General features: G+C 67.9%; 25 protein-coding genes. 16 read left to right on the forward strand and 9 right to left on the reverse strand.

Annotated features, from left to right (window positions below; genetic code table 11):
• Positions 1-3 precede the first annotated feature (3 nt).
• From BMZ17_RS05815 to BMZ17_RS05855, 9 genes are all read left to right on the forward strand, one after another.
• Positions 4-969: a PDR/VanB family oxidoreductase gene (locus tag BMZ17_RS05815; RefSeq protein WP_093137018.1), complete on the forward strand. Its 966-nt coding sequence runs from the start codon at positions 4-6 to the stop codon at positions 967-969.
• Between the two features lie 2 nt (positions 970-971).
• Positions 972-2,360, forward strand: a complete 1,389-nt coding sequence (locus tag BMZ17_RS05820; protein WP_093137020.1) for an AtzE family amidohydrolase — start codon at positions 972-974, stop codon at positions 2,358-2,360.
• A complete protein-coding gene (locus tag BMZ17_RS05825; protein ID WP_093137023.1) occupies positions 2,360-3,940 on the forward strand; it encodes a gamma-glutamyltransferase family protein in 1,581 nt (526 codons plus the stop codon). The genes BMZ17_RS05820 and BMZ17_RS05825 overlap by 1 nt, the downstream gene beginning before the upstream one ends.
• Before the next feature lie 32 nt (positions 3,941-3,972).
• Positions 3,973-5,196 (forward strand): allantoate amidohydrolase, encoded by a 1,224-nt coding sequence (locus BMZ17_RS05830; protein WP_254775235.1) that lies wholly within the window; start codon positions 3,973-3,975, stop codon positions 5,194-5,196.
• A 37-nt stretch (positions 5,197-5,233) separates the two neighbouring features.
• Positions 5,234-6,427 (forward strand): pyridoxal-phosphate-dependent aminotransferase family protein, encoded by a 1,194-nt coding sequence (locus BMZ17_RS05835; protein ID WP_254775236.1) that lies wholly within the window; start codon positions 5,234-5,236, stop codon positions 6,425-6,427.
• The gene (hpxZ, locus tag BMZ17_RS05840; protein WP_093137030.1) at positions 6,424-6,822 is read left to right on the forward strand and encodes an oxalurate catabolism protein HpxZ; all 399 of its coding nucleotides are present in this window, start codon (positions 6,424-6,426) and stop codon (positions 6,820-6,822) included. The genes BMZ17_RS05835 and hpxZ overlap by 4 nt, the downstream gene beginning before the upstream one ends.
• Positions 6,819-8,240 carry an FAD/NAD(P)-binding protein gene (locus BMZ17_RS05845; protein ID WP_093137033.1) on the forward strand — a complete coding sequence of 474 codons (1,422 nt, stop codon included), beginning with the start codon at positions 6,819-6,821 and terminating at the stop codon, positions 8,238-8,240. The genes hpxZ and BMZ17_RS05845 overlap by 4 nt, the downstream gene beginning before the upstream one ends.
• Positions 8,237-8,572: a hydroxyisourate hydrolase gene (uraH, locus tag BMZ17_RS05850; RefSeq protein ID WP_093137036.1), complete on the forward strand. Its 336-nt coding sequence runs from the start codon at positions 8,237-8,239 to the stop codon at positions 8,570-8,572. The genes BMZ17_RS05845 and uraH overlap by 4 nt, the downstream gene beginning before the upstream one ends.
• Before the next feature lie 123 nt (positions 8,573-8,695).
• Positions 8,696-9,154: a hypothetical protein gene (locus BMZ17_RS05855; RefSeq protein WP_139202799.1), complete on the forward strand. Its 459-nt coding sequence runs from the start codon at positions 8,696-8,698 to the stop codon at positions 9,152-9,154.
• A gap of 209 nt (positions 9,155-9,363) precedes the next feature.
• Here BMZ17_RS05855 and mtnC read toward each other — a convergent pair whose 3' ends face one another.
• From mtnC to BMZ17_RS05875, 4 genes are all read right to left on the reverse strand, one after another.
• Complete coding sequence (gene mtnC, locus BMZ17_RS05860; RefSeq protein ID WP_093137042.1) at positions 9,364-10,068, reverse strand: acireductone synthase; 705 nt, start codon at positions 10,066-10,068, stop codon at positions 9,364-9,366.
• Entirely contained in the window at positions 10,068-10,625 is a 558-nt protein-coding gene (locus BMZ17_RS05865; RefSeq protein WP_093137045.1) for a 1,2-dihydroxy-3-keto-5-methylthiopentene dioxygenase, read from the reverse strand. Before BMZ17_RS05865 ends, mtnC begins: the two co-directional genes overlap by 1 nt.
• A gap of 117 nt (positions 10,626-10,742) precedes the next feature.
• Positions 10,743-11,384, reverse strand: coding sequence for a methylthioribulose 1-phosphate dehydratase (locus tag BMZ17_RS05870; protein ID WP_093137048.1), 642 nt, complete (start codon positions 11,382-11,384; stop codon positions 10,743-10,745).
• Positions 11,385-11,459: 75 nt separating this feature from the next.
• Complete coding sequence (locus BMZ17_RS05875) at positions 11,460-13,007, reverse strand: amino acid permease (RefSeq protein ID WP_093137051.1); 1,548 nt, start codon at positions 13,005-13,007, stop codon at positions 11,460-11,462.
• 233 nt (positions 13,008-13,240) lie between these two features.
• Here BMZ17_RS05875 and BMZ17_RS05880 point away from each other — a divergent pair, with 233 nt between their 5' ends.
• Positions 13,241-13,729 carry an NUDIX hydrolase gene (locus BMZ17_RS05880; RefSeq protein WP_254775237.1) on the forward strand — a complete coding sequence of 163 codons (489 nt, stop codon included), beginning with the start codon at positions 13,241-13,243 and terminating at the stop codon, positions 13,727-13,729.
• A 153-nt stretch (positions 13,730-13,882) separates the two neighbouring features.
• Here the strand turns inward: BMZ17_RS05880 and serA are convergent, their stop codons facing one another.
• Positions 13,883-15,124 (reverse strand): phosphoglycerate dehydrogenase, encoded by a 1,242-nt coding sequence (gene serA, locus BMZ17_RS05885; RefSeq protein WP_093137057.1) that lies wholly within the window; start codon positions 15,122-15,124, stop codon positions 13,883-13,885.
• Positions 15,125-15,263: 139 nt separating this feature from the next.
• Here serA and BMZ17_RS05890 point away from each other — a divergent pair, with 139 nt between their 5' ends.
• The 3 genes from BMZ17_RS05890 (at position 15,264) to BMZ17_RS05900 (ending at position 18,937) form a co-directional block, all read left to right on the forward strand.
• The gene (locus tag BMZ17_RS05890; RefSeq protein WP_093137060.1) at positions 15,264-16,652 is read left to right on the forward strand and encodes an FAD-binding oxidoreductase; all 1,389 of its coding nucleotides are present in this window, start codon (positions 15,264-15,266) and stop codon (positions 16,650-16,652) included.
• A gap of 84 nt (positions 16,653-16,736) precedes the next feature.
• Entirely contained in the window at positions 16,737-17,048 is a 312-nt protein-coding gene (locus BMZ17_RS05895; RefSeq protein ID WP_093137063.1) for a DUF2388 domain-containing protein, read from the forward strand.
• Positions 17,048-18,937 (forward strand): DUF7844 domain-containing protein, encoded by a 1,890-nt coding sequence (locus BMZ17_RS05900; RefSeq protein ID WP_093137066.1) that lies wholly within the window; start codon positions 17,048-17,050, stop codon positions 18,935-18,937. The genes BMZ17_RS05895 and BMZ17_RS05900 overlap by 1 nt, the downstream gene beginning before the upstream one ends.
• On the opposite strand, the gene BMZ17_RS05905 is transcribed toward BMZ17_RS05900, so the two are convergent.
• The 4 genes from BMZ17_RS05905 to BMZ17_RS05920 all read right to left on the reverse strand — a co-directional run bounded on the left by BMZ17_RS05905 (position 18,901) and on the right by BMZ17_RS05920 (position 21,218).
• Complete coding sequence (locus BMZ17_RS05905) at positions 18,901-19,233, reverse strand: hypothetical protein (protein WP_139202800.1); 333 nt, start codon at positions 19,231-19,233, stop codon at positions 18,901-18,903. The genes BMZ17_RS05900 and BMZ17_RS05905 overlap by 37 nt on opposite strands.
• Before the next feature lie 15 nt (positions 19,234-19,248).
• On the reverse strand, positions 19,249-19,815 hold the full coding sequence (yeiP, locus tag BMZ17_RS05910) for an elongation factor P-like protein YeiP (protein WP_093137073.1): 567 nt from the start codon (positions 19,813-19,815) through the stop codon (positions 19,249-19,251).
• A 50-nt stretch (positions 19,816-19,865) separates the two neighbouring features.
• The gene (locus BMZ17_RS05915; protein ID WP_093137076.1) at positions 19,866-20,636 is read right to left on the reverse strand and encodes an SDR family NAD(P)-dependent oxidoreductase; all 771 of its coding nucleotides are present in this window, start codon (positions 20,634-20,636) and stop codon (positions 19,866-19,868) included.
• 93 nt (positions 20,637-20,729) lie between these two features.
• Positions 20,730-21,218, reverse strand: a complete 489-nt coding sequence (locus BMZ17_RS05920; RefSeq protein ID WP_093137079.1) for a GNAT family N-acetyltransferase — start codon at positions 21,216-21,218, stop codon at positions 20,730-20,732.
• Between the two features lie 140 nt (positions 21,219-21,358).
• Between BMZ17_RS05920 and BMZ17_RS05925 the strand changes: the two genes are divergently transcribed.
• From BMZ17_RS05925 to BMZ17_RS05935, 3 genes are read left to right on the forward strand one after another with little or no spacing between them, the layout of a single operon-like run.
• Positions 21,359-21,604 (forward strand): FeoA family protein, encoded by a 246-nt coding sequence (locus BMZ17_RS05925; RefSeq protein ID WP_093137081.1) that lies wholly within the window; start codon positions 21,359-21,361, stop codon positions 21,602-21,604.
• Positions 21,601-23,460, forward strand: coding sequence for a ferrous iron transporter B (locus BMZ17_RS05930; protein ID WP_093137083.1), 1,860 nt, complete (start codon positions 21,601-21,603; stop codon positions 23,458-23,460). Before BMZ17_RS05925 ends, BMZ17_RS05930 begins: the two co-directional genes overlap by 4 nt.
• A complete protein-coding gene (locus tag BMZ17_RS05935) occupies positions 23,460-23,723 on the forward strand; it encodes a DUF6587 family protein (RefSeq protein ID WP_093137085.1) in 264 nt (87 codons plus the stop codon). The genes BMZ17_RS05930 and BMZ17_RS05935 overlap by 1 nt, the downstream gene beginning before the upstream one ends.
• Positions 23,724-23,773 lie beyond the last annotated feature (50 nt).

Here is a 23,773-nt window from a genome sequence, read left to right on the forward strand (position 1 = left end):
CCCATGCAGACGATCGAGGTGGTGATCGACGCCATGAGCCGGCAGGGCGCCGGCAATCTGGCGATGGAACTGGTGCGCGCCGATGGCGCGGCGCTGCCGGCGTTCGAGGCCGGCGCGCACGTGGACGTGCACCTGCCGGGCGGCTTGATCCGCCAGTATTCGATTGCCAGCACGCCCGCCGACACGGCGCGCTATGTGCTGTGCGTGCGGCGCGAGGCGGCCTCGCGCGGCGGTTCGTCCAGCGTGCACGAGCGCCTACGCGTGGGCCAGGCGTTGACGATTTCCGCGCCGCGCAACCTGTTTGCGCTGCAGCCGGGCAGTCACCATGTGCTGGTCGCCGGCGGCATCGGCATCACGCCGCTGCTGGCGATGGCGCACCAGCTGCAGGCGCAGGGCGCGTCGTTTGAGCTGCATTACTACGTGCGCAGCCGCAGCGAGATCGCCTTCCTGCGCCAGCTGCACGGCGAGTTCGGCGACCGCGTGCACCTGCACAGCGCCGAAGAAGGCCGCGATGCGCGGCAGGTCTTGCCCGAGGCGCTGGAAGGCGGCGCGGACGAGCATCAGCTCTACCTGTGCGGGCCGGCGGCGTTCATGGCGCACATCACCGAGGCTGCAATGGCACGTGGCTGGGACGCGGCACGCATCCACGACGAAGCGTTCGCGCCGGTCAAGCCGCTGGCTTCGGCCGACGCGGGCGACGAGGCGACGTTCGAAGTGGAAGTCGCCTCGACCGGCCAGGTCTTCACGATCGCGCCGGACCGCACCATCGCCGCGGTGCTGGGCGAGGCGGGCATCGCGCTGAGCCTTTCGTGCGAGATGGGCATCTGCGGCGCCTGCCTGACCGACGTGGTCGATGGCATCCCCGACCATCGCGACACCGTGCAGAGCGATGTGGAAAAGGCCAGCAACAAACAAGTGACAGTGTGCTGCTCGCGCAGCTGCAGCCCGCGGCTTACATTGGCGTTGTGAACATGATCGATCCCACGACGCGCCCGGGCGTGTCCCAGAACCTCGAACTGCTGGCCGGCTATGTTGATGCCTTGTCGGCGTTTGATCCTTCGGCGGCTGCCGGTGCAGTGGAAGCATCCGGATCTTCCGAGCAAACCGTCGCTTTGCCTGAGCTGATCGCACAGCTGCAGGCGCGAAATCCCGAACTGATTGCCTTTACCCGCATCTTCGAGGCAGGCATCACCACGAATACGGACGCAGCCGCGCCGCTGGCCGGCGTGCCGTTCGCGGTCAAGGACCTGTTCGACGTGCGTGGGCTGACCACGACCGCTGGCGCCGCGATGCGTGTGGACGCGCCCGTCGCCACGCGCGATGCCGTGGTCGTGCAGCGGCTCAAGCAGGCCGGCGCGGTGCTGGTCGGCACGACCAACATGGACGAATTCGCCTACGGCTTCGCCACAGTCAACGCGCACTTCGGCACCACGCGCAATCCGCACGATGTGCAGCGGCTGGCGGGTGGTTCATCCGGTGGTTCGGCGGCCGCGGTGGCGGCGGGGCTGGTGCCGTTCGCGCTGGGCTCGGACACCAATGGCTCGATCCGCGTGCCGGCGGCGCTGTGCGGCATCTACGGGCTGCGCAGCACGCACGGGCAGGTGCCGCTGGACGGCGTGTTCCCGTTCGTGGACGCGCTGGACGTGGCCGGGCCGTTCGCGCGTTCGCTGGACGTGCTGCAGGCCGTGCATGAAGTGATGGCCGACGCCACGCTGGGACAGGTTGATGTCGGCGGCCTGCGCATCGCGCGACTGGGCGGCTGGTTCGATGCGAATCTCGATCCCGACCTGCGCGCCGGACTCGACGCCATCGGAGCCGCCTTGGACGCTGGCCCGACGCTTGAGTTGCCGCAAGCGAAGCACTCGCGCATGGCCGCCTTCGTGATGACTGCCATCGAAGGCGCCTACCTGCATCGCGACGCGCTGCGCACGCAACCCGATGCCTTCGATCCAGCCGTGCGCGACCGCCTGCTGGCCGGGATGCTGCAGCCCGCACAGGTGCTGCTGGAGGTGCAGCGCTTCGCCGCGTGGTTCCGCGAGGCCATGGCGAAATTGTGGGAGCAGGTCGACGTGCTGATCGCACCGGCAGTGCCATGCGTAGCGCCGCGGATCGATCAGGCGACCATCGAGATCGACGGTCAGCCGGTGTCAGCGCGCGCGAACCTGGGCATCTTCACCCAGCCGCTCGGCCTGGCCGGTTGCCCGGTGCTGGCCGCGCCGCTGTGGCGGCCGGGCCAGTTGCCGCTGGGCGTGCAGCTCATCGCTGCGCCGGGTCGCGAGGACCGTTTGTTTGCCGTTGCGCGTGCGCTGGAAGAGCGTGGCCTGACCGGCGCGCACGCACCGCCCGGAGTGACCGCCTGATGCTGCACACCTTGCGTGCCCGCCGCGGCATGGCCGTCGCGCCGCATCATCTGGCCGCGCAAGCCGGCCGCGATGTGCTCCGTGATGGCGGCAGCGCGGTCGAGGCGTGCGTCGCCATCGCCGCGACGCTGGCGGTGGTGTATCCGCACATGACTGGGCTAGGCGGCGACGGCTTCTGGCTGATCCGCGAGGCCGACGGCCGCGTGCATGCCATCGATTCCTGCGGCCGCAGCGCGCAGGCGGCGAATCTGGATTTCTATGCCGGGCAAGACACGATTCCGTGGCGCGGGCCGGGCGCGGCCAACACTGTTGCTGGCACGGTCTCAGGCTGGGCGCAGGCCTTGGCAGGCGAGGGCAATGCCCTGCCGCTGGCGCGCCTGCTGGAAGACGCGATCCACCACGCGAAGGCCGGCGTGCCGGTCACCGCGGGCGGTGCGCAGATCGCCGCAACGAAGGGCGCGGAACTTCGCGTGCAGCCCGGCGCCTGGGCATCGACGTTCGAGCCGAACGGCGCGCCGCTGCAGGAAGGCGATGTGCTACGCCAGCCCGCGCTGGCTGCGACGCTGCAGCAACTGGCAAGCACCGGACTCGATGATTTCTACCGCGGCGCACTGGCTGAGAACCTCGCCGCCGACCTGCAGGCGCTGGGCAGTCCGATCGCGCTGGATGACCTCAACGCGCATCGCGCGCAAGCCAGCGTGCCGCTGCGCGTACGCCTGCACGAGGCCACGCTCTACAACCACGCGCCGCCGACGCAGGGGCTTGCCTCGCTGCTGATCCTGGCGCTGTTCGAGCGCCTGGACGTGGCGCGAGGCGAAGGCTTCGCGCATCTGCACGGCTTGATCGAAGCGACCAAGCAGGCCTTCCTCATTCGCGATCAACACGTCGGCGATCCGGCGTGGATGACGCTGGATGCGCAGGCGTTGCTCGACGATCCGGCCGCGCTCGATGCGCTGGCTGCGCGCATTGATCCGGCGCGGGCGCTGCCGTGGCCGCAGCCTTCGCAGCTTGGCGATACCTGCTGGTTCGGTGCGATCGACGCGCGTGGACAGGCGGTGAGCTGCATCCAGTCGACCTATTTCGAATTCGGCTCCGGACTGGTGCTGCCAAACAGTGGCGTCACCTGGCAGAACCGCGGCTGCAGCTTCCGCCTTGCGCAAGACGGCTGGAATGCCTTGAAGCCCGGACGCAAGCCGTTCCACACGCTCAATCCCGCGCTGGCCGTGTTCGACGATGGCCGCGTAATGAGCTACGGCACGATGGGCGGCGAAGGCCAGCCGCAAACGCAGGCGGCGATCTTCAGCCGCTACGCGCGCTTCGGCATGCCGCTGCAGCAGGCCGTGAGCGCGCCGCGCTGGCTGCTGGGCCGCACCTGGGGCGAGAACAGCACCTCGCTGAAGCTGGAGGATCGCTTCGATCCGGCGGTCATCGAAGCGCTGCGCGCCGCAGGCCATGCGGTCGAATTGATGCCGGCTTACACCTCGGTGATGGGCCATGCCGGCGCACTGGTGCGCGAAGCCGATGGCACGCTGAGCGGTGCCAGCGATCCACGCAGCGACGGCGCGGTGGCCGGATGGTGAGCGCGCAAACCGATGCCGCTGGTGCGCGCGCCATCGCCCGATGCGATGCCTTGGGCGTCGCGCCGTATTCCGATTCCGAAACCGGGCTGTATCGGGCGTGGCTGAGCCCTGCGCATGCCGCCGCGCAGGAGCAGCTCGCCGACTGGATGCGCCACGCCGGCATGGACACGCGCGTGGACGCGGCCAGCAACCTGATCGGTCGCTATGAGGGCACCTCCACCGGCCTTCCGGCCCTGCTGATCGGCAGCCACCTCGACAGCGTGCGCGACGCCGGCCGCTATGACGGCCCGCTCGGGATCATGCTCGGCATTGAGTGCGTCGCGGCGTTGCATGCCGCGGGCCGGCGTCTGCCGTTCGCGATCGAAGTGATCGCGTTCGGCGACGAGGAAGGTTCGCGCTTCCCGGCCTCGATGTTCACCAGTCGCGCCGTCGCCGGCACGTTGATCGAGGATGCGCTTGAGGGTGTCGCCGATGCCAACGGCATCAGTGTGGCCGAAGCGCTGCAGGACTGGGGCCTGGCGGCTTCGACGATCCACCAGGCTGCACGCGCACCTGAAGAGGTCATCGCCTATCTGGAAGCGCATATCGAACAAGGCCCCGTGCTGGAAGCCGAAGGCTTGGCTCTTGGCGTGGTCACCGGCATCGCCGCGCAGCTGCGTTTCGAGGTCAGCGTGCGCGGGCGGGCCGGTCATGCGGGGACGTCGCCGATGCCGCTGCGCTTCGACGCGCTCACCGCCGCAGCCGAATGCGTGCTGGCGGTCGAGGCGGTCGCGCGCGAAGCCGGCAGTGACCTGGTCGCCACCGTCGGCCGCATGCAGGTCGAGCCGGGCGCGACGAATGTGGTGCCGGGGCGCGTCACGTTTTCGCTGGACGTGCGTGCCGGCGAGAACGCCACACGCGATGTGGGCGCGGCCGAGATCCTGCGCCGCTTCGATGCCGTCGCTGCCGCACGCGGTGTGCGTGTCGAAGCCACCAAGGTGCAAGACCTGGCCGCCAGCCCGTGCGATACGCACCTGATCGAACTGCTGGCGCAGGCGGTGGAAGCGCAGGACATCGCGCCGCGTCGCCTGGTTTCCGGGGCCGGGCACGACGCGATGGTGATGCGCGCCCTGTGCCCGACCGCGATGCTGTTCATCCGCTGCGACGGCGGCATCTCACACAACCCGGCCGAGCGCGCAAGCGCGGCCGACGCCGGCGTGGCCGTGGCGGCCATGCTGGATTTCATCGAACGATTGGGAGTAGCACGTGGCAACTGAAGTCTTTGGCGAGATCGATCCCCCGCAGCGCCTGTTGATGGGGCCGGGCCCGGTCAACGCCCACCCGCGCGTGCTGCGCGCGATGTCGGCCGATCTGCTGGGCCAGTTCGATCCGGAAATGACCGCCTACATGAACGAGGTCATGGCGCTGTACCGCCCGATCTTCGGCACGCAGAACCAGCACACCTTCCTGATCGACGGCACCGCGCGTGCCGGCATCGAGGCGGCGCTGGTGTCGCTGGTCGCACCGGGCGACACGGTGCTGGTGGTGAACTTCGGCCGCTTCGGCCTGTTGCTGACCGAGATCCTCGGCCGCATCGGGGCGAAGATCGAAACCGTCGATGCACCGTGGGGCGAGGTGGTTTCGCTGGATGCCGTGGAAGACGCGCTCAAGCGCGTGCGTCCTGCCGTGGTAGCGACCATCCACGGCGACACCTCCACCACGATGGCGCAGCCGCTGGACGGCTTCGGTGCGCTGTGCCGACAATACGGCGCGCTGTCGTATGTCGATGCCACGGCGACCATCGGCGGCATGGAGATCGCCGCCGATCGCTGGGACGTGGACGTGGTCACCGGCGGGCTGCAGAAGTGCCTGGGCGGGCCGTCCGGTTCGGCGCCGATTACGCTGTCCGAGGCCGCGGCCGAGCGCATCGTCGCGCGTCGCCATGTCGAGCGCGGCATCCTGCGTGAGGACATCGACGACGGCGACGGCCCGCGCATCCTCTCTAACTATTTCGATCTGGCCATGGTCATGGACTACTGGTCGGACAAGCGCCTCAATCACCACACCGAGGCCACCACGATGCTGTACGGCGCACGCGAATGCGCGCGCATCGTGCTGCAGGAAGGGCTCGAGCGCCGCTATGCGCGCCATCGCGCCGCGGGTCGCGCCGTGACGGCCGGTGCGCGTGCGCTGGGGCTGGAGGTGTTCGGCGATGATCGATATCGCATGAGCAATGTCACCGGCCTGGTGATTCCCGCCAGCGTCGATGGCGAAGCGGTGCGCAGGCGCATGCGCGAGGATTTCGAGATCGAGATCGGCACCGCGTTCGGTCCGCTGCAGGGCAAGGTCTGGCGCATCGGCGCGATGGGCTACAACGCGGCCAAGCACAAGGTGTTGATCACGCTGGGCGCACTGGAAACGGTGCTGCGCAGCGAGGGCTTCAGCTGCCCGGCCGGCGCAGGCATCGAGGCGGCATTGGCGGCCTGGAACGCGGAACTGTCCGCATGAGCGCAGGGCAGGGCCCGACGATCAACGATCCGGCGACCGTGGCCGAGGTGCGCGCGGCCTTCGACGCCTACGAGCAGGCGTTGATGGCCGACGACATCGCCACGATGGATCGCCTGTTCCATGCCGCGCCGACCACGGTGCGCTATGGCGTGGGCGAGGTGCTGTATGGCATCGACGAGATCCGCGCGTTCCGCGTCGGACGTGGCGGCTCGCCGCAACGTCGGCTGGGCCGCGTGGAGATCGCGACCTTCGGCGCTGATTTCGCCACCGCCAACGCGGAGTTCTTCCGCGACGGCGCCACGCGACGCGGCCGCCAGAGCCAGAGCTGGGTGCGCTTCGCCGATGGCTGGAAAGTCGTTTCCGCGCATGTCTCGCTGGAGGGCACGCACGCGTGAGCCTGGCCGATCTCCAAGCGCGCCTCGCGCACGACCTGGCCTGCCTGGACCACGGCAAGCCGGACTGGGCGCGGCCGCGCACGCACGACGAGGGTCACGTGTTCGACGTGGTCATCGTCGGTGGCGGGCAGAGCGGGCTGGGCGCAGCGTTCGCGCTGATGCGAGAGCGCGTGTCCAACCTGCTGGTGGTCGACGAATGCGCGCAAGGCCGCGAAGGCCCGTGGCTCAGCTACGCGCGCATGGTCACGCTGCGCACGCCCAAGCACATCACCTCGATCGATCTTGGCTTGCCGTCGCTGACGTTCCGCAGCTGGTGGGAAGCGCAGCACGGCGCGGCCGGCTGGGAGGCGCTGGACAAGATTCCGCGCGAGGACTGGATGGCGTACCTGCGCTGGTATCGGCGCGTGCTGGACATCCCGGTGCGCAACAACACGCGCCTGCTCCAGGTTGAACCGCTGCCCGAGGCCGGCCTGCATCGCCTGCACCTGCACGATGGCAGCGTGCTGCTGGCGCGCAAGGTCATCCTGGCTACCGGCATCCAGGGCGGCGGCCAGTGGGTCGTGCCGAAAATCGTGTCGGACAACCTGCCGTCGACGCTGTACGCGCACACGTCAGGACCACTGGATTACGACGCGTTCGCCGGCAAGCGCATCGGCATTCTTGGCGGTGGCGCGTCCTCGTTCGACAATGCGCAGTACGCGTTGCAGCGCGGCGTCAGCGAGGCACATGTGTTCGTGCGGCGCGCGGAGTTGCCGCGGGTCAATCCGATCCGGCACATGGAACAGGCCGGCATCATTGCGCGCTTCCCGGCGCTGCCCGATGCAGACAAGTACGCGCTGATGGCGAGCTTCTTCGCCCGCAACCAGCCGCCGACCAACGACACCTTCGCCCGTGCCGTGGCGATGCCCGGTTTCCATCTGCATCTGGGTGCGCCGTGGCTGGCGGTGGCCGAGCGCGACGGCAAAGCCATCGTCACCACGCCGCAGGGCGAGCACGTGTTCGATTTCCTCGCGATTGCGACCGGCTTGGTGACCGATCCCGATCTGCGCCCCGAACTGGCGTCGCTGGCGCCCGGCATTGCCCGCTGGCGCGATCGCTACACGGCGCCGGTGGAAATCGCCCATCCGCTGCTCGACGCGCATCCGTATCTGGGCGCGGGCTTCGAACTGCAGCCGCGTAGCGCGGACGATGCCGCTGCGCTGCACGGCCTGTTCGCGTTCAACTACTCGGCGCTGATCAACCTGGGCCTATCCGCCGCGGCGTTGTCGGGCCTGAAGTACGCGCTGCCGCGCCTGGCGCAGGCGGTGGCCAACCAGTTGTTCGTCGACGACCGCGCCGCGGTCGTACGCGATTTCCTTGCCTTCGACGAAGAAGAATTCACCGGCCAGTGGCCACTGCCGCAGGAATCCGCCGCATGACCTCGCTTTCGACCCACGTGCTCGATACCAGCCGCGGTGGCCCGGCCGCTGGCGTGGCGGTGCAGCTCTTCGATGCGAGCGGTGCGTTGCTGTGGGAGGGCGCCACCGACGCGGACGGGCGCTGTCCGGCGTTGCGGGAACAGGTGCTGGAAGCAGGGCGCTATCGGCTGGTGTTCGCGGTGGCCGCGTATTTTCGCGCGGCGGGCGCCACGTTGCCCGAGCCGCCGTTCCTCGATGCGATCCCGCTGGACTTCGGCATCACCGGTACCGGGCATTACCACGTGCCGCTGCTGGTGTCGCCGTTCGGCTATTCGACCTATCGCGGAAGCTGAAGGCGCGCCAGGCGCTCGGACAGGTGCGCGGATAAACTGTGCGATTGCGGCCGGCATCGATACGCAGCGCGGCCTGTCTGCTTCAGAGAATCTCGGATGATCAGCCTGCATGACGTGTCCCCCTTGGCCAGATGGAGCGTGCTGGCGGTGTGGATACTGGCGGCGGCGCTGGTGCTGTGGTTCGGCCTGCGCTGGCGGCGCGGCCGACGCACTTGGGGGCTGCCGGTGATCGCCGGAATGCTGGTGTTGTTTTCGCTCGTGGGCCTGGCGCTGGCCACGCGCGTGGCGACTGAGGCGCAACGCAAGCAGCAGGCGATGGCCAGGCCGCTCCCGCCGCAATCGCAGGCAGTGTGGTCAATCGTCGTGCAGCGCTGCCAGGCCTGTCATTCGGACCATGCGACGGTGATGCCGTGGGCCGCGTTCGGGCTGAGTCTGGACAGCATGGACGATGTCGAGGGCAACGCCGGGGTGATCTACCGGCAGGTGGTCGAGCTGCAGGCCATGCCGATGGGCAACACCACCAAGATGAGCGCCGAGGAGCGCGCCACGATTGCGCGCTGGTACGCCACGCGCGCCCACTGAACGCGCCACGAAATTCCAAACCCCGAAAACACGAAACGCCCCTTGCGGGGCGTTCTTGGCGGTCTGCTGGCTTGCGAAGGCTGGCTGGCGGTGACCGGTGCACGTCGTCGCTGGCGAAAGCGGGCTGACGGCGTGCGCGCAGTCTAGCCAGCCCGGAAATTCGATGACGAAATGCGAATCGTTCCTGCTTATGCGCGTCCGCCGCGGACTCAGCCTGCCGGCGTGATCGCGTCGAAGCCGGTCACGCGCGGATGGCCGTTGCAGTCGGACGTGTTGCGCGGGGTCGGGTAGTCGTCCAGGCGATCCAGCAGCACGGTCTGCAGGCCGGCCTCGCGCGCGGCGTCCAGTTCGGCGACCACGTCGGAGAGGAACAGGATCTCGCCCGGCGCCATGCCGATGCGTTCGACGATGCGCGCGTAGCTGTCGGCCTCGCGCTTGCCGCCGATCTCGGTGTCGAACCAACCGGACATCAGCGGCGTCAGGTCGCCCGCATCGCTATGGCCGAAGAACAGCTTCTGCGCCGGCACCGAACCGGACGAGTACACGTACAGCACCAGGCCTTCGGCATACCAGCGCTGCAACGCTTCGGCCGCGTCCGGATACATGTGCGCGGTGAAGTCGGCCTCGCGGAAACCCGCATCCCAGACCATGCCCTGCAGCGCCTTGAGCGCGGTGTGCTTGCGGTCGGCGTCGATCCAGTCCTGCAGCACCGCCACGCGCGCGGCATCGTCCTGCGCCTGCGGCGCATCGACGGTCACCGCATCCAGCCACGGGCGCACGTCCGGGTTGTCGGCGTTGGCGGCGATGAATTCCGGCAGCGCACGGCGCGCATACGGAAACAGCACGTCTTTGACGAAGGAAATACTGCTGGTGGTGCCCTCGATGTCGGTGAGGATTGCCTGGACGGTCGCCATCAGTGAGCTTTCTCGGGCGTGTAACGCGGGAAGGTCGCGGCGATGGTCTCGCCGGTGAAATGGCCGACCCAGCCATCCGGCTCGGTGAAGAAGCGGATCGCGACGAAGCTCGGTTCCTCGCCCATGTCGAACCAGTGTTTGGTGCCATCGGGCACGGCGATCAGGTCGTCCTGCACGCACTCGATCTCATAGACCTTGTCCTCCACGTGCAGGGTGAACAGGCCGGAGCCGGCGACGAAGAAGCGCACTTCGTCTTCCTTGTGGAAATGCTCGTCCAGGAACTTGGTGCGCATTTCGGCGCGCGCAGGATGGTCCGGCGCGATGCTCACCACGTCCACGGATTTGAAGCCTCGCTCACTCACCAGGCGATCGATGTCGGCGCGATAGGCGTCCATGACGTCTTCCGGTGCGGCGCCCGGGGCGATCGCCTTGGAGGCTTTCCAGCGTTCGAACAGCACGCCGATCTTGTGCAGCTCGGTGGCGATGAAATCCGGGTCGTAGCTGGCAAACAGCGGCGTGGCCGGGTCGGCGTGGTCGAAGATGCGAAGGCGGCTCATGGCAGGGCTCCTGGCGGGGGCGAAGGCCGGGCGGGAAAGGGTAACAAGTGCGGACGGCGGGCAGCGTTGCCAAGGCGCAACGCTGCGGGCGGCTTCAAAACGGGTGGCGCCGGCGGGTCAGCCGCGGGCGCCGAGCTTGCGCAGTTCCAGCTCGCAGTGAAACAGGAACTCAAAAGCTTCCAGGTGGCGGCGCGCCTCGGCCATCGTCCGGCCCCACGCATACAGGCCGTGGCCGTCGATCAGGTAGCCCCACAGCGGGCGCTCGTCGAGCAGGGCATCGACCTGGGCGGCCAGGATGTTCATGTCCTGGGTGTTGGCGAAGACGGGCACGTCGACGGCCATCTCGTGGGTGCTGTTGCCGTGGAAGGCCTTGAGCAGCTCGTAGCCTTCCAGGCGGATGTGGCCGGCGCTGGCGTACAGGCGCGAGGCGATGGTCTGCACCGGCGAATGGGTGTGCAGCACGCAGCCCACGTCCGGGAAGCGTTTGTACAGCTGGGTGTGCAGCAGGGTTTCGGCCGAAGGGCGCTTGTCGGTCGCCACCGGCGCGCCTTCGAAGTCCACGACCATGATGTGCTCGCGGCCCATGCGGCCCTTGTCCGCGCCGGAGACGGTGATCGCGGCATGGCGATCGTCCAGCCGTTCGGAGAAGTTGCTGCTGGTGGCGGGCGTCCAGCCGAGCGCGGCCAGTTCGGCCACGTTGGCGGTGATCTCGTCGGCCAGGGCGGCCAGGCGTGCGGCGTCGTAGGGCAGGGTGTTCATGCGGGGAATTTTACCCGGATACAAAAACGGCGCGGGTGACCGCGCCGTTTCCGTTGTGCTGCGAGGTGGCAGGCGTTACGCCTGCGGACCCTCGTGGAACTTGGGTTCCGGCGGCATGCTGTCGCCATCGTCCTGGGGCTCGTTGCCCGGGATCATGTGGCTGCGCTTGTAGCCGTACAGGAAGTACACCACCAGGCCGATCGCCGCCCAACCGAAGAACAGGCCGATGGTGTAGCCGGAGAGGTTGACGAACAAAAGGATGCAGCCGGCAATGGCCAGGATGCAGGTGACCCACACGAACGGCGTCTTGAACGGGCGCGGGCGGTTGGGTTGCTTCTTGCGCAGGATCAACACGCCCACCGCCACCATGATGAAGGCGAACAGCGTGCCCGAGTTGGAGATGTCGGCCAGCATGCCGACCGGGAACAGCGCTCCGAACAGGGCTACGAACACGCCGGTGATCATCGTGATGATGTGCGGGGTATGGAACTTCGGGTGGACCTTGGACAGGCGGGCCGGCAGCAGGCCATCGCGCGACATGGTGAAGAAGATGCGGGTCTGGCCGTAGATCATCATCAGGATGACGGTCGGCAGGGCCAGCGCAGCGACGATGCCGATCGCGTTACCCACCCAGTCCCAGCCCAGCACGCGCAGCACGTGGGCCAGCGGCTCGTGGCTGCAGACCAGGGCTTCGGCGTTGGCCGGCAGTGCGCAGGCGGCGGCGAACTCCTTGCTGCCCGGGGCGATGGCGGCACCGGCGGCGTCGAACAGCGGCTGGGCGCCCATCGAGCCGACCGCGCCGTAGCCGACCAGCATGTAGAAGATGGTGCAGATCACCAGCGAGCCGATCAGGCCGATCGGGATGTTGCGGTTGGGGTTCTTGGTTTCCTCGGCCGCGGTGGAGACCGCATCGAAGCCGACGTAGGCGAAGAAGATCGACGCCGCCGCACCCAGTACGCCCACGCCGCCCATCGGGCTGCCCCAGCCGGTCGGGAAGAAAGGCTGGAAGTTGGTGTCCTGCGAAGCCGGCACGGCGATGGAGATGAACACGATCAGCGCGACGATCTTCATCGTCACCAGGACCGCGTTGACCCAGGCGCTCTTGCTGGTGCCCAGCACCAGCAAGCCGGTAATCACCAGCGAGATCACGCAGGCCAGCAGGTTGAACACGCCACCGGCCTGCGGGCCGGCCTTCAACGCCATGGGCAGGCCATAGCCGGCACTGTCGAGCAAGCCGTTCATGTAGCCGGACCAGCCGACCGCGACCGCGCCTGCGGCCACCGCGTATTCCAGGACCAAGGCCCAGCCGACGATCCAGGCCAGCAATTCGCCCAGCACGCCGTAGGTATAGGTGTAGGCAGAGCCGGCGACGGGGACCATCGCGGCCAGTTCGGCGTAGGCCAGGGCGGCCAGCGCGCAGACGATGGCGGCGATGACGAAGGCCACCATCAGGCCGGGGCCGGCTTTCTGGCCCGCTTCGGCGGTCAGGACGAAGATACCGGTGCCGATGACTGCGCCGATACCAAGCATGGTGAGCTGGAAGGCACCGAGCTGGCGGGTGAGCGCCTTTTTCTCGGCGGTCTCAAGAATTTTTTCAAGCGGCTTGACGCGCCAGAACAGCATTCGGTGATCCCCAGGGTCGGTAAAGCGGAAAGGACCCGCTTGCCCCCTTGGCGCGCGGATACGACCGCCGAACCTTACCCGGCATGCTGTCGGTTGCACAAGTTACCTTGTGCCCTTGTCGCTCCGGTGACAATAACGGGGTCGATCCTTGTCCGAGTTCCCCCATGCCCGACCTGCTGCGCGCCCGCCTGACCTCCCAGTTTGATGACTATTTTCAGCGCTGGCCCAAGGAGATGGCCGCCGATCGTGGGTTTTCGGCGCTGCTGGCCGAGCCGGATCCTTTTGTCCGCGCGCGCCTGGAAGGCCACTTCACCGCTTCGGCCTGGCTGGTCAGTGCCGACGGCACGCGCGTGCTGCTGATGCATCACGCCAAGCTATTGCGCTGGCTGCAGCCCGGCGGTCACGCCGATGGCGACGTTGACCTGTCGCGCGTGGCCTTGAAGGAAGCCGAGGAAGAAACCGGCCTCACCGGCCTGGTGCTGGACGATCCGGCGGTCTTCGATCTGGATTGCCACTGGATCCCGGAGCGCAAGGACGTGCCAGGGCACTGGCACTTCGATGTGCGCTACGTGGTGCGTGCCGGCGGCGGCGAGACCTTCGTCGGCAACCATGAGTCGCTGGGACTGGCGTGGCGCCCGGTGGCCGAGGTGGCAGCTGATCCGGACGAATCATTGAGCCGCATGGCCGGCAAGTGGCTGGCGCGGCAGGCGGCGTCTGACTGATCGTCGTTGCCCGATGCTGGGCGACGCAGAAATGAATGTGGGAGCCGTTTCAGCGGCGATGAGGCGTTCTCACTAAAGCCTCATCGCCGCTGAAGCGGCTCCCACACAACAATTCAACAAGCGCAGTCGCGCCGACCGAAGCCGCCGCGGGCCTCAGTAGAGGACGCGCACCCGCAGCGTGCCGTCGATGGCGGCCAGCGCGTCTTTCAGCTCCGTGGTCTGTTCTTCGGAGGCGGTCACGTCGATCACCACGTAGCCGACCTGCGGATCGGTGCGCAGGAACTGGCCGTCGATGTTGATGCCCTGGCCGCGGAACACATCGTTGATCTGCGACAGCACGCCTGGCACGTTGCGGTGGATGTGCAGGATGCGGCGGCTGCCTTCGTGGCCGGGCAAAGTGACTTCGGGGAAGTTCACCGCCGACAGGGTGCTGCCGTTGTCGCTGTAGCGCACCAGCTTGGCCGCGACCTCGATGCCGATGTTGTCCTGCGCTTCCAGGGTGCTGCCGCCGACGTGCGGGGTCAGGATCACCTGGTCCAGGCCGGCCAGCGGCGAGACGAACGCATCGCCATTGCCCTTGGGTTCGACCGGGAACACGTCCACCGCCGCGCCACCAACCTGGCCGGACTTGAGCGCCTCGGCCAGTGCGTCGATATCGACCACGGTGCCGCGCGAGGCGTTGATCAGGTGCGCGCCCTTCTTCATGCCGGCGATCTGCGCCGCGCCGAACATGTCCTTGGTGGACGGCGTTTCCGGCACATGCAGGGTGACCACGTCCGAGCGCTCCAGCAGGTCCTCAAGGCTCAGTGCCGGGCTGGCGTTGCCCAGCGAGAGCTTGGTTTCGATGTCGTGGAAGATCACCTTCATGCCCATCGCCTCGGCCAGCACGCCGACCTGGGTGCCGATGTGGCCATAGCCGATGATGCCCAGGGTCTTGCCACGCACTTCGTGGCTGCCCAGCGCTGACTTGGACCAGCCGCCGCGATGGCATTCGGCGCTCTTCTGCGGGATGCCGCGCATCAGCATGATCGACTGGGCGATCACCAGTTCGGCGACGCTGCGGGTGTTGGAATAGGGCGCGTTGAACACCGGGATGCCGGCCAGTTCGGCCGCTTCGGTGTCGACCTGGTTGGTACCGATGCAGAAGCAGCCGACCGCGATCAGGCGGCGCGCGTGCGACAGCACCTCTTCGGTCAGCTGGGTGCGCGAGCGGATGCCGATGATGTGGGCTTCGGCGATGCGCGCCTTGAGCTCGTCTTCCGGCAGCGACTTGGTGTGGAACTCGATCTGGCTGTAGCCGGCGGCCTGGAACACATCGACGGCGGACTGGCTGACGCCTTCCAGCAGCAGGACGCGGATGTCTTCCTTCGGGAACGAGGTCTTCTTCGACATGATTTCAGGTGGGGGCGGGCCAAGCGGGGCGCCACTATGCCACGGGCTTTCTTAAGCTGCGCGGTGCGCCGGCTGGACGTGGCGTTGCGCTGCTGGCACGCTGGCGCACCTTGGATTTCTAGCGGTTTCACGCGCAACTGTCATGACCGATTCTTTGCTGGATTCCCTTCATTCGGCCGTGCCGGAACTGCGCCTGAAAACCGACGCCGGCGACCTGGAACACTACGGTCGCGACTGGACCCGTCGCTGGACGCCCAACCCGCTGGCCATCGCGCTTCCGGGCAGCGTCGAGGAAGTGCAGGCGGTGATGCGCTGGGCCAGCGAACATGCGGTCAAGGTCGTGCCTTCGGGCGGCCGTACCGGACTGTCCGGCGGTGCGGTGGCGGCCAATGGCGAGCTGGTGCTGAGCCTGGAGCGCCTGAACAAACCGCTGTCCTTCGATCGCGTGGATCGCACGCTGACCGTGCAGGCCGGCATGCCGCTGGAAGCCGTGCACAACGCGGCGCGCGAGGAAGGCCTGGAATATCCGGTGGATTTCGCCGCGCGCGGCTCGTGCTCGATCGGCGGCAACATCGCCACCAATGCTGGCGGCATCCGCGTGATCCGCTATGGCAATACGCGCGAATGGATCGCCGGATTGAAGGTGGTCACCGCCGATGGCGAACTGCTCGATCTCAATCGCGCCCTGGTCAAGAACTCGAGCGGCTACGACATCCGCCAGCTGATGATCGGCTCGGAAGGCACGCTGGGCATCGTGGTCGAAGCCACGCTGCGCCTGACCGATCCGCCGCCGCCGACCAACGTGATGCTGCTGGCGCTGACCAGCTTCGAAGCGCTGATGGAGGTGTTCGCCGCGTTCCGCGAGCGCCTGCAGCTGGAGGCGTTCGAATTCTTCACCGACATCGCGCTCAAGCACGTGCTGGCACATGGCGCGGTCAAGCCGTTCGATGAAGTGCATCCGTATTACGTGGTCACCGAATTCGCCACCGGCGACGAAGCGAAAGAGGCCGCGGCGATGGCCGCGTTCGAGGCCTGCATGGAGGCCGGCTGGGTCGCCGACGGCGTGATCAGCCAGTCCGATGCCCAGGCCCAGCAGCTGTGGCGCCTGCGCGAGGGCATCACCGAATCGCTGGCGCCGCACGTGCCTTACAAGAACGATGTGTCGGTGCGGATCTCGCGCATGCCGGCCTTCCTGGAAGAAACGCAGAAGCTGCTGGGCGAGGCCTATCCGCAGTTCGAGGTGGTGTGGTTCGGCCACATCGGCGACGGCAACCTGCACATCAACGTGCTCAAGCCTGCCGACATGGCGCAGGCAGATTTCGTCCGCGATTGCGAGCAGGTCACCAAGCTGCTGGCGCAGGCGCTCAAGGCGCACGAAGGCAGCATCTCGGCCGAACACGGTATTGGTTTGGTCAAGAAAAACTACCTGGACAGCACCCGTGGCCCGGCCGAGATCGCGCTGATGCGTGGCATCCGCCAGGCGATGGATCCAGCCGGCCTGCTGAACCCTGGCAAGCTGTTCGACGCCTGAACCCGCCAGGCGTGGGTGCAGGCGGGTGATCGGATGCAGTAGCCTTTGCGGCATCGATCCCCCGAGTTGAATGGAGTCACGTACATGCGTCTACGCATCGCCACCGTCCTGCTGCTCGCGTGCAGCGCACCGGCCTGGGCTTCTTCGAGTGCGGGTGGGACCTCCGCCGCCGGATCTTCGGCAGGATCAGCCGGATCTTCGGCTTCCTCTGACAGTTCCTCTGGTGATGACAAGCTGGTGCTGGAAGCGCGCGTGGACGCGGCGAGTTTCGTGGCCAGCAACGGCCAGATCCGCGGCGCGCGGCTTGAAGCGGCGCTGCGCAACCTGCGCGAGCGTGATGTCGCCGCCCGCGATGCCTCGGACTTGCAACTGGCACAGGCCATCCTGGCACTGTGATGCGCGTGCGCCGGCCGCCGCGCTGGCGGTGGCTGGTGGCCTTGGTGTGTTTCGGCCTGTTGCCCTCGGCGCAGGCCTCGCTGCGTTGGCAGCCTGATTCCACCGGATTGAACGAATCGCAGCGCGCTGCAAGTCAGGCGTTGCTGGACGATGTGGCCGCGCGCCTGCCGCCAGCTTGGCGCGATGCACTGGGCGAGGTGCCGGTGGCCTGGCGCGACGACCTGCCCGAGCGGGTGCACGGACGCGCCACCGGCAGCGGCCGGATTCTGTTGCCGCGGCAGTTGTTGGTCGGTGGCATGGGCGATGTGCCTGGCGGCATGGCGCCCGACGCGCCTGGAGCGGCGGCCGCAAGCGCGGCCCTGATCCACGAACTTGCGCACCTGCTGGATCGCAGCACGGCCGGTGGGTTTTCGCGCGATCCGCGCCTGCTGGACCTGGCCGGCTGGCAGGTCGGCACCTGGCCGCGGCTGTGGCTGCGCCAGCAGCGCAATCCGTTCACCGATCGCTCGCCTGACCCTTACGAACTGCAGTCGCCGCGCGAATACGTGGCGGTGAACCTGGAGCACTTCCTCCTGGATGCGGACTACGCCTGCCGCCGGCCCGCGCTGGCCGCGTATTTCGCCGCCCGTTTGAACACCAAGCTGGACGTCGCGGCCTGCGCGCCGGCGCTGTCGTTCTTCGAGGACGGTGCGCAGCCGCCGCTGCTGGCGATCGATCCGGCGCGCGTCTATGCCGTCGATTACCTGCTGGCCGATGGCAACCGCGAGGCGATGAGCCGCTGGGGCCACAGCATGCTGCGGCTGGTGATCTGCGCGCCGGGCCGGCCGCGCGGCCCGGATTGCCGGCTGGATCTGCAGCAACACCGCGTGCTCTCGTTCCGCGCCTTCATCGATGATGTGCAGCTGTCCAGCTGGGGCGGGCTGACCGGCCGCTATCCGGCGCGCCTGTATCTGTTGCCGCTGGCGCAGGTGCTCGACGAATACACCCAGGTGCAGCTACGCGGGCTGCGCTCGATCCCGCTGGCGCTCAAGCAGGACGAGATCGCCTCGCTGCTGCAGCGGGCCGCGCAGGTGCACTGGAGCTACGACGGCGGCTATCGCTTCATCGCCAACAACTGCGCGGTGGAGACCTACAAGCTGCTGCACGATGGCGTGCCGCGGCTGGCCGATGCGCAGCTGTCGGGGATCACACCGAAGGGCTTGTTGCGGCGCCTGGAGCGCGCCGGTATCGCCGATGCGGCCGTGCTGGATGATCTGTCGCAGGCCGAGCGCGTGGGCTATTTCTTTCCGGCGGCCAGCGTGCATTACCAGGCCATGTTCGACGTGCTGCGCCAGGCGCTTCCACTCCCGGAAGCCTCGGTGCAGGCCTGGTTGAAACTGCCGCCGGCCCAGCGCGCAGCGTGGATCGAGCGGGCGGACCTGCGCAGCAGCGCGGCGCTGCTGGTCCTGGAACAAGCCGCGCGTCGCCAGCAGGAACAGGCCGCGCGCGACGCGCTCAAGCAGCGCTTTCTTTCCGATACCCACGATGTGGCCGTCCGCGAAGGCGGCGTGCGCCTGCAGGCCTTGCTGGATGAGGAAGGCTTCTTCGCCCAGCCCGCGCGGCTGCTGGCCGGCCAGCCCGGTTACGGCCTGCCGCAGCAGGCTGAACGCGCCTTCTTGGCATCGGAGGCGGGTCCGCGCGCGATCGAGCAGCGCGCGTCGCGTCGCGCCTTGCAGGACGATGCGAAGCAGTGGTTGCCCGATGGATTGCGGGCGGACATCGAAGGCACCGAGGGCAATCTGACGGCGCTCGGCGAACGCCTGCGCAGGCTCAATCGCGAGGCGGGCGGACTGCAGCTGAAACTCGGGGACGGTCAGCCTTCGGGCGAGAGCCCCACGTCGCGGCCGTAGCGCTGCAGCCAGTCAAGCTGGTCGGGCTGATCGCGATAGCGTTCGAGCAAACTTTTGAATTGTGACCCGGCGCCGCTGCAGGCGGCCTGCATCTCGCGCGCAAGTTCGGCACGCCGCGCCTCGTCGTACGGATCTTCACCGGCGAAGTGCACGCAACGGTCGTGGCGTTCAACGAAGGCGCGCACGTCCGGCGGCTGCGCGCAGAGGCCGGGCAGGTGTTCGGGCAGGACATCTACCGACACGGCGCAGGGCGGGGTGTCCGCCGCTGCGCCGCTGGCCAACGCCCAGGTCAGCATCAACGCCAGCATCGATCAGTCCGCGCGACCGCCGAACTCGCCGGTGGTGGTGTTGATGAGGATGCGCTCACCGTTGACGATGTACTCGGGCACCATGATCTCGATGCCGGTGTTGAGCTTGGCCGGCTTGGGACGCTTGGTGGCGGTGCCACCCTTGAGTTCCGGCGGCGTCTCGACTACTTCCAGGGTGACGTGCTGCGGCAGCTGCAGGGCGACCGGCTGGTCGTCGATCACCTGTACGTAGCTGCCGGTCAGGCCTTCGGTGATGTAGCCGGCGTCATCGCCGATCACGTCCGCGTCCAGGGTGTAAGGCGTGTAGTCCTCGTCGTCGAGGAACACGAACGCCTCGCCATCCATGTACGAGAACGTCGCCTGGCGGCGCAGCAGTTCGACTTCCGGCAGGTTGTCGTCGGCGTCGAAGCTGGCATCGAGCTTGTTGCCGCCCGGCACGCTGTACATGATGAAACGGAAGCGCACGTTGCCGCCGCGGCCCTGCGGGGACGAGCGTTCGATGTCGCGGATCTGGTAGACGCCGTTGTTGTACTCGACGACGTTGCCTTTCTTGATTTCGCCAGCCTTCATGGTGGTGGACCGTTACGTGTGGATTGGAAGGAAAGAGGTATTGCGCGGGATTACTTCGGCGCCAGGCGCACCGCGCCATCCAGGCGGATGGTCTCGCCGTTGAGATAGCGCGACTGCAGGATGAAAGCCACCGTGTTGGCGTATTCGTCCGGCTGGCCCAGGCGCGACGGGAAGGGGATCGAAGCGGAGAGCGACTGCTGCACGGCTTCGGGCATGCCATCGACCATCGGCGTCCAGAAGATGCCCGGCGCGATGGTCATCACCCGGATGCCGAAGCGCGCCAGCTCGCGCGCCATCGGCAAGGTCATGCCGACCACGCCGCCCTTGGAAGCGGCATACGCGGCCTGGCCGATCTGGCCTTCATAGGCGGCCACGCTGGCGGTGTTGATGATCACGCCACGCTCGCCATCGTCGCCGGCGTCGTTGTGCTGCATCAGGTTGGCCGCGGCCTTGGCCACGTTGAAGCTGCCGACAAGATTGACCATCACCGTGGTGCGGAAGGTGTCCAGCGGCATCGGCGCCTCTTTGCCCAGCACGCGGCCGGCGCCGAGGATGCCAGCGCAGTTGATCGCGGCATTGACCGATCCAAGGAATTCGCGCGCGGCCGCCAGTGCCGCGGCGACCAGGGTTTCGTCGGTGACATCGGTGCGGATGTAGCGCGCATGGCCGCTGCCCAGCTCGGTCACGGCGGCCGCGCCCTTGTCGTCGTTGACGTCCAGCAGGACGACCTTGCCGCCGCCAGCCACGATCCGTTGCGCGGTCGCCAGGCCCAGCCCGGAGACGCCGCCGGTGATCACGGCACGGGTGTCGGACAACTGCATGGCAACTCCTGCGGGCGGAAGGAAAGCGGGCATTTTACGGGAAGCTGGCGCGGCGCCTGGCGCGCTGCGGCATGGCCGGCGATGCGGGGCGGATCAGAGCGCCAGCAGGTACCAGCGGTCGCAGCCGCCGTGGCCGGTCGCCCCCAGTGGCGCGTCGAGCCGGTCGAAGCCAGTCTTCTCGTACAGGCGCATGGCCGCGTCCATGCCGTTGAGCGTCTCGATGTAGCACTGGCCGAAGCCGAATCCGCGCGCGGCGTCCAGGCAGGCGCGCATCATCGCCGCACCGGCACCCAGGCCGCGGGCGGCCGGCAGGAAATACATCTTGCGCAGCTCGCAGATCGTCGCATCGCCACCTTCCAGCGGCGCCACGCCACCACCGCCCAGCACGCGGCCTTCGACTTCGACCACGAAGTAAGCGCTGCGCGGTTGCGCGTAGGCGCGGCTGAGCCAGTCCACTTCCGGGTCGTTGATCGCAAAGCCCGCGCCGCCGGCGCCGAACTCGGGCATCACGGTGCGGATGATCGCCGCCATCGCGGCATCGTCTTCAGGGCGGATCGGACGGATCTGGAACGGGTCTGGCATCGGTGCGACAGCAAGCGTAGGCGGGCGCGCATCGTACGCCAGCGATGGGCCGCAGCGTCCCGTGCGATGACCTGACCGACAGACCCGAACCCGTGACGCAGTGCTATTATTGAGAACTGTTTTCATTTGAGCCCGCTCGCGTGATGCTGTCCGAACTGCCCAGGCGTATCCAGGCCATCGTCGATACGGTCGAAGACCACGGCCCCAACGATTCCATCGCCCGTCGCCTGCGCGAACTGGGCTTCGTTGCGGGTGAACAGGTCGAAGTGGTTGCCCGCGGCCCGATCGGCGCCGATCCGATCCTGGTGCAGGTCGGCTTTACCCGCTTCGCCCTGCGTCGCACCGAGGCCGCGCGCGTGCGCCTGCGCCAGGGAGACGCGGCGTGAACGCGGTTGCCGCCCCGCAGCGCCTGGCGCTGATCGGCAATCCCAACTGCGGCAAGACCGCGTTGTTCAACCTGCTGACCGGCAGCCGCCAGAAAGTGGCCAACTACGCCGGCGTCACCGTCGAGCGCAAGGAAGGCCGGTTCGAAGGCGCCAGCGGCCAGACCTATGCGCTTCTGGACCTGCCGGGCGCCTACAGCCTCAACGCCGCCAGCCTGGATGAGGCGATCACGCGGGATCTGTGCCGCGGCTTCCTGCCGGGCGAACCGACGCCCGACGCGCTGGTGTGCGTGGTCGATGCCACCAACCTGCGCCTGAACCTGCGATTCGTGCTGGAAGTGCTGCGGTTGGGCCTGCCGGTGATCCTGGCGATCAACATGGCCGACGCGGCGCGGCGCCGCGGCATCCAGATCGACACCGACGTGCTGCAGCGCGAGCTGGGCATCCCGGTGGTGGAGACCGTCGCGGTGAAGTCCAACGGCGCCAAGGCGCTGCTGGAGCAGATCGACCGCGTGGTCGCCAATCCGCAGCCGCCGCGCCAGGTGCTGGCCGACGATGCCGACCTGCACGCCGAAACCCGCCGCCTGCTGTCGCTGGCGGTGACCATGCCGACCCGCACCGCGCGCGTGGACGACACGCTGGACCGCTGGCTGCTGCATCCGGTGTTCGGCCTGGTCGCGTTGGCCGTGGTGATGTTCCTGATCTTCCAGGCGGTGTACGCCTGGGCCACGCCGCTGATGGACGGCATCGACGCCGGCACCGCGTGGCTTGGCGCCTGGGTTGGCGGCGCGCTGCCGGAAGGACCGCTCAACAGCCTGCTCACCGACGGCATCATCGCCGGGCTTGGCGGGGTGATCGTGTTCCTGCCGCAGATCCTGATCCTGTTCGCCTTCATCCTGGCGCTCGAAGAATCGGGCTACTTGCCACGTGCGGCCTTTTTGCTGGACCGGATGATGTCTTCGGCGGGCCTGTCCGGACGCTCCTTCATCCCGTTGCTGTCGAGCTTCGCCTGCGCGATCCCCGGGATCATGGCCACACGCTCGATCCAGGATCCGCGCGACCGCCTGGCCACGATCCTGGTGGCACCGCTGATGACGTGTTCGGCGCGCCTGCCGGTGTATGCACTGCTGATCGGCGCCTTCATCCCGCAGCAGCAGGTGTGGGGCATCTTCAACCTGCAGGGGCTGGTGCTGTTCGGCCTGTACTTCGCCGCCATCGTCAGTGCGCTGATCGTGTCGTGGGTGATGAAGCGCTGGCGCCGCGACAAGAGCGAGCACGCGCTGCTGCTGGAGCTGCCGTCCTACCGCATTCCGCACCTGCGCGACCTGGCCATCGGCCTGTCCGAGCGCGCGATGATCTTCCTCAAGCGCGTCGGCGGCATCATCCTGGCCCTGACCGTGCTGTTGTGGGTGCTGCTGTCCTTCCCCGGCGCGCCGGCCGACGCCACGCTGCCGGCGATCGACTACAGCTTTGCCGGCCGCATCGGCCATGCGATGACCACCGTGTTCGCGCCGCTGGGTTTCAACTGGCAGATCTGCATCGCGCTGATCCCGGGCCTGGCCGCGCGTGAGGTGGCGGTGTCCTCGCTGGCCACGGTGTACGCGCTGTCCGGCGCCGAGGACGATGCCGCCGCGCAGGCGCTGTCGCCGTTGATCCACGACGGCTGGTCGCTGGCCACCGCGCTGTCGCTGCTGGTCTGGTACATCTACGCGCCGATGTGCCTGTCCACGCTGGCCACGATCAAGCGCGAGACCAACTCGTGGAAGCGCATGGCGTTCTCGGCCGGCTACCTGTTCGCGCTGGCCTACCTGGCGTCGCTGGTGACCTACCAGGTCGCCGTGGCCCTTGGAGCCGGCTGATGGACGTCTCCCTGGTGCTGCAGTACGTGGTGATCGCCCTGGCGGCGCTGGTCAGTGCCTGGGTCGTGGCCAAGAAGCAGTTCCCCAATGCGACTCGCAAAGCGCGCGTCGCGCTGGCGCTGCCCATGCTGCGCGAAGGACGGCCGGCATGGCTGCGCAGCCTGGGCAGGAAGATCGCCCCGCCGGCCGCGCAGTCAGGCGCAGGGGCGTGCGGCGGCTGCAGCAGCTGTGGGCCGTCAACACCGGCCAGCCGCAAGCCTTGAGCTGATCAAACGAAGGGCCGCAATGCGGCCCTTTTCGTTTCTCGTGTTTC

The sequence above is a fragment of the Pseudoxanthomonas sp. GM95 genome (assembly GCF_900109775.1).
In the GTDB taxonomy this organism is placed as follows: domain Bacteria; phylum Pseudomonadota; class Gammaproteobacteria; order Xanthomonadales; family Xanthomonadaceae; genus Pseudoxanthomonas_A.

Bases quoted from the DNA above. Each gene is read 5' to 3' on its own strand.
- BMZ17_RS05815 (WP_093137018.1), top strand. From the start codon at position 4: ATGCAGACGATCGAGGTGGTGATCGACGCCATGAGCCGGCAGGGCGCC.
- BMZ17_RS05820 (WP_093137020.1), top strand. From the start codon at position 972: ATGATCGATCCCACGACGCGCCCGGGCGTGTCCCAGAACCTCGAACTG.
- BMZ17_RS05825 (WP_093137023.1), top strand. From the start codon at position 2,360: ATGCTGCACACCTTGCGTGCCCGCCGCGGCATGGCCGTCGCGCCGCAT.
- BMZ17_RS05835 (WP_254775236.1), top strand. From the start codon at position 5,234: ATGGGGCCGGGCCCGGTCAACGCCCACCCGCGCGTGCTGCGCGCGATG.
- hpxZ (WP_093137030.1), top strand. From the start codon at position 6,424: ATGAGCGCAGGGCAGGGCCCGACGATCAACGATCCGGCGACCGTGGCC.
- uraH (WP_093137036.1), top strand. From the start codon at position 8,237: ATGACCTCGCTTTCGACCCACGTGCTCGATACCAGCCGCGGTGGCCCG.
- mtnC (WP_093137042.1), bottom strand. From the start codon at position 10,068: ATGGCGACCGTCCAGGCAATCCTCACCGACATCGAGGGCACCACCAGC.
- BMZ17_RS05865 (WP_093137045.1), bottom strand. From the start codon at position 10,625: ATGAGCCGCCTTCGCATCTTCGACCACGCCGACCCGGCCACGCCGCTG.
- BMZ17_RS05870 (WP_093137048.1), bottom strand. From the start codon at position 11,384: ATGAACACCCTGCCCTACGACGCCGCACGCCTGGCCGCCCTGGCCGAC.
- BMZ17_RS05875 (WP_093137051.1), bottom strand. From the start codon at position 13,007: ATGCTGTTCTGGCGCGTCAAGCCGCTTGAAAAAATTCTTGAGACCGCC.
- BMZ17_RS05880 (WP_254775237.1), top strand. From the start codon at position 13,241: ATGGCCGCCGATCGTGGGTTTTCGGCGCTGCTGGCCGAGCCGGATCCT.
- BMZ17_RS05890 (WP_093137060.1), top strand. From the start codon at position 15,264: ATGACCGATTCTTTGCTGGATTCCCTTCATTCGGCCGTGCCGGAACTG.
- BMZ17_RS05895 (WP_093137063.1), top strand. From the start codon at position 16,737: ATGCGTCTACGCATCGCCACCGTCCTGCTGCTCGCGTGCAGCGCACCG.
- BMZ17_RS05900 (WP_093137066.1), top strand. From the start codon at position 17,048: ATGCGCGTGCGCCGGCCGCCGCGCTGGCGGTGGCTGGTGGCCTTGGTG.
- BMZ17_RS05905 (WP_139202800.1), bottom strand. From the start codon at position 19,233: ATGCTGACCTGGGCGTTGGCCAGCGGCGCAGCGGCGGACACCCCGCCC.
- yeiP (WP_093137073.1), bottom strand. From the start codon at position 19,815: ATGAAGGCTGGCGAAATCAAGAAAGGCAACGTCGTCGAGTACAACAAC.
- BMZ17_RS05915 (WP_093137076.1), bottom strand. From the start codon at position 20,636: ATGCAGTTGTCCGACACCCGTGCCGTGATCACCGGCGGCGTCTCCGGG.
- BMZ17_RS05920 (WP_093137079.1), bottom strand. From the start codon at position 21,218: ATGCCAGACCCGTTCCAGATCCGTCCGATCCGCCCTGAAGACGATGCC.
- BMZ17_RS05935 (WP_093137085.1), top strand. From the start codon at position 23,460: ATGGACGTCTCCCTGGTGCTGCAGTACGTGGTGATCGCCCTGGCGGCG.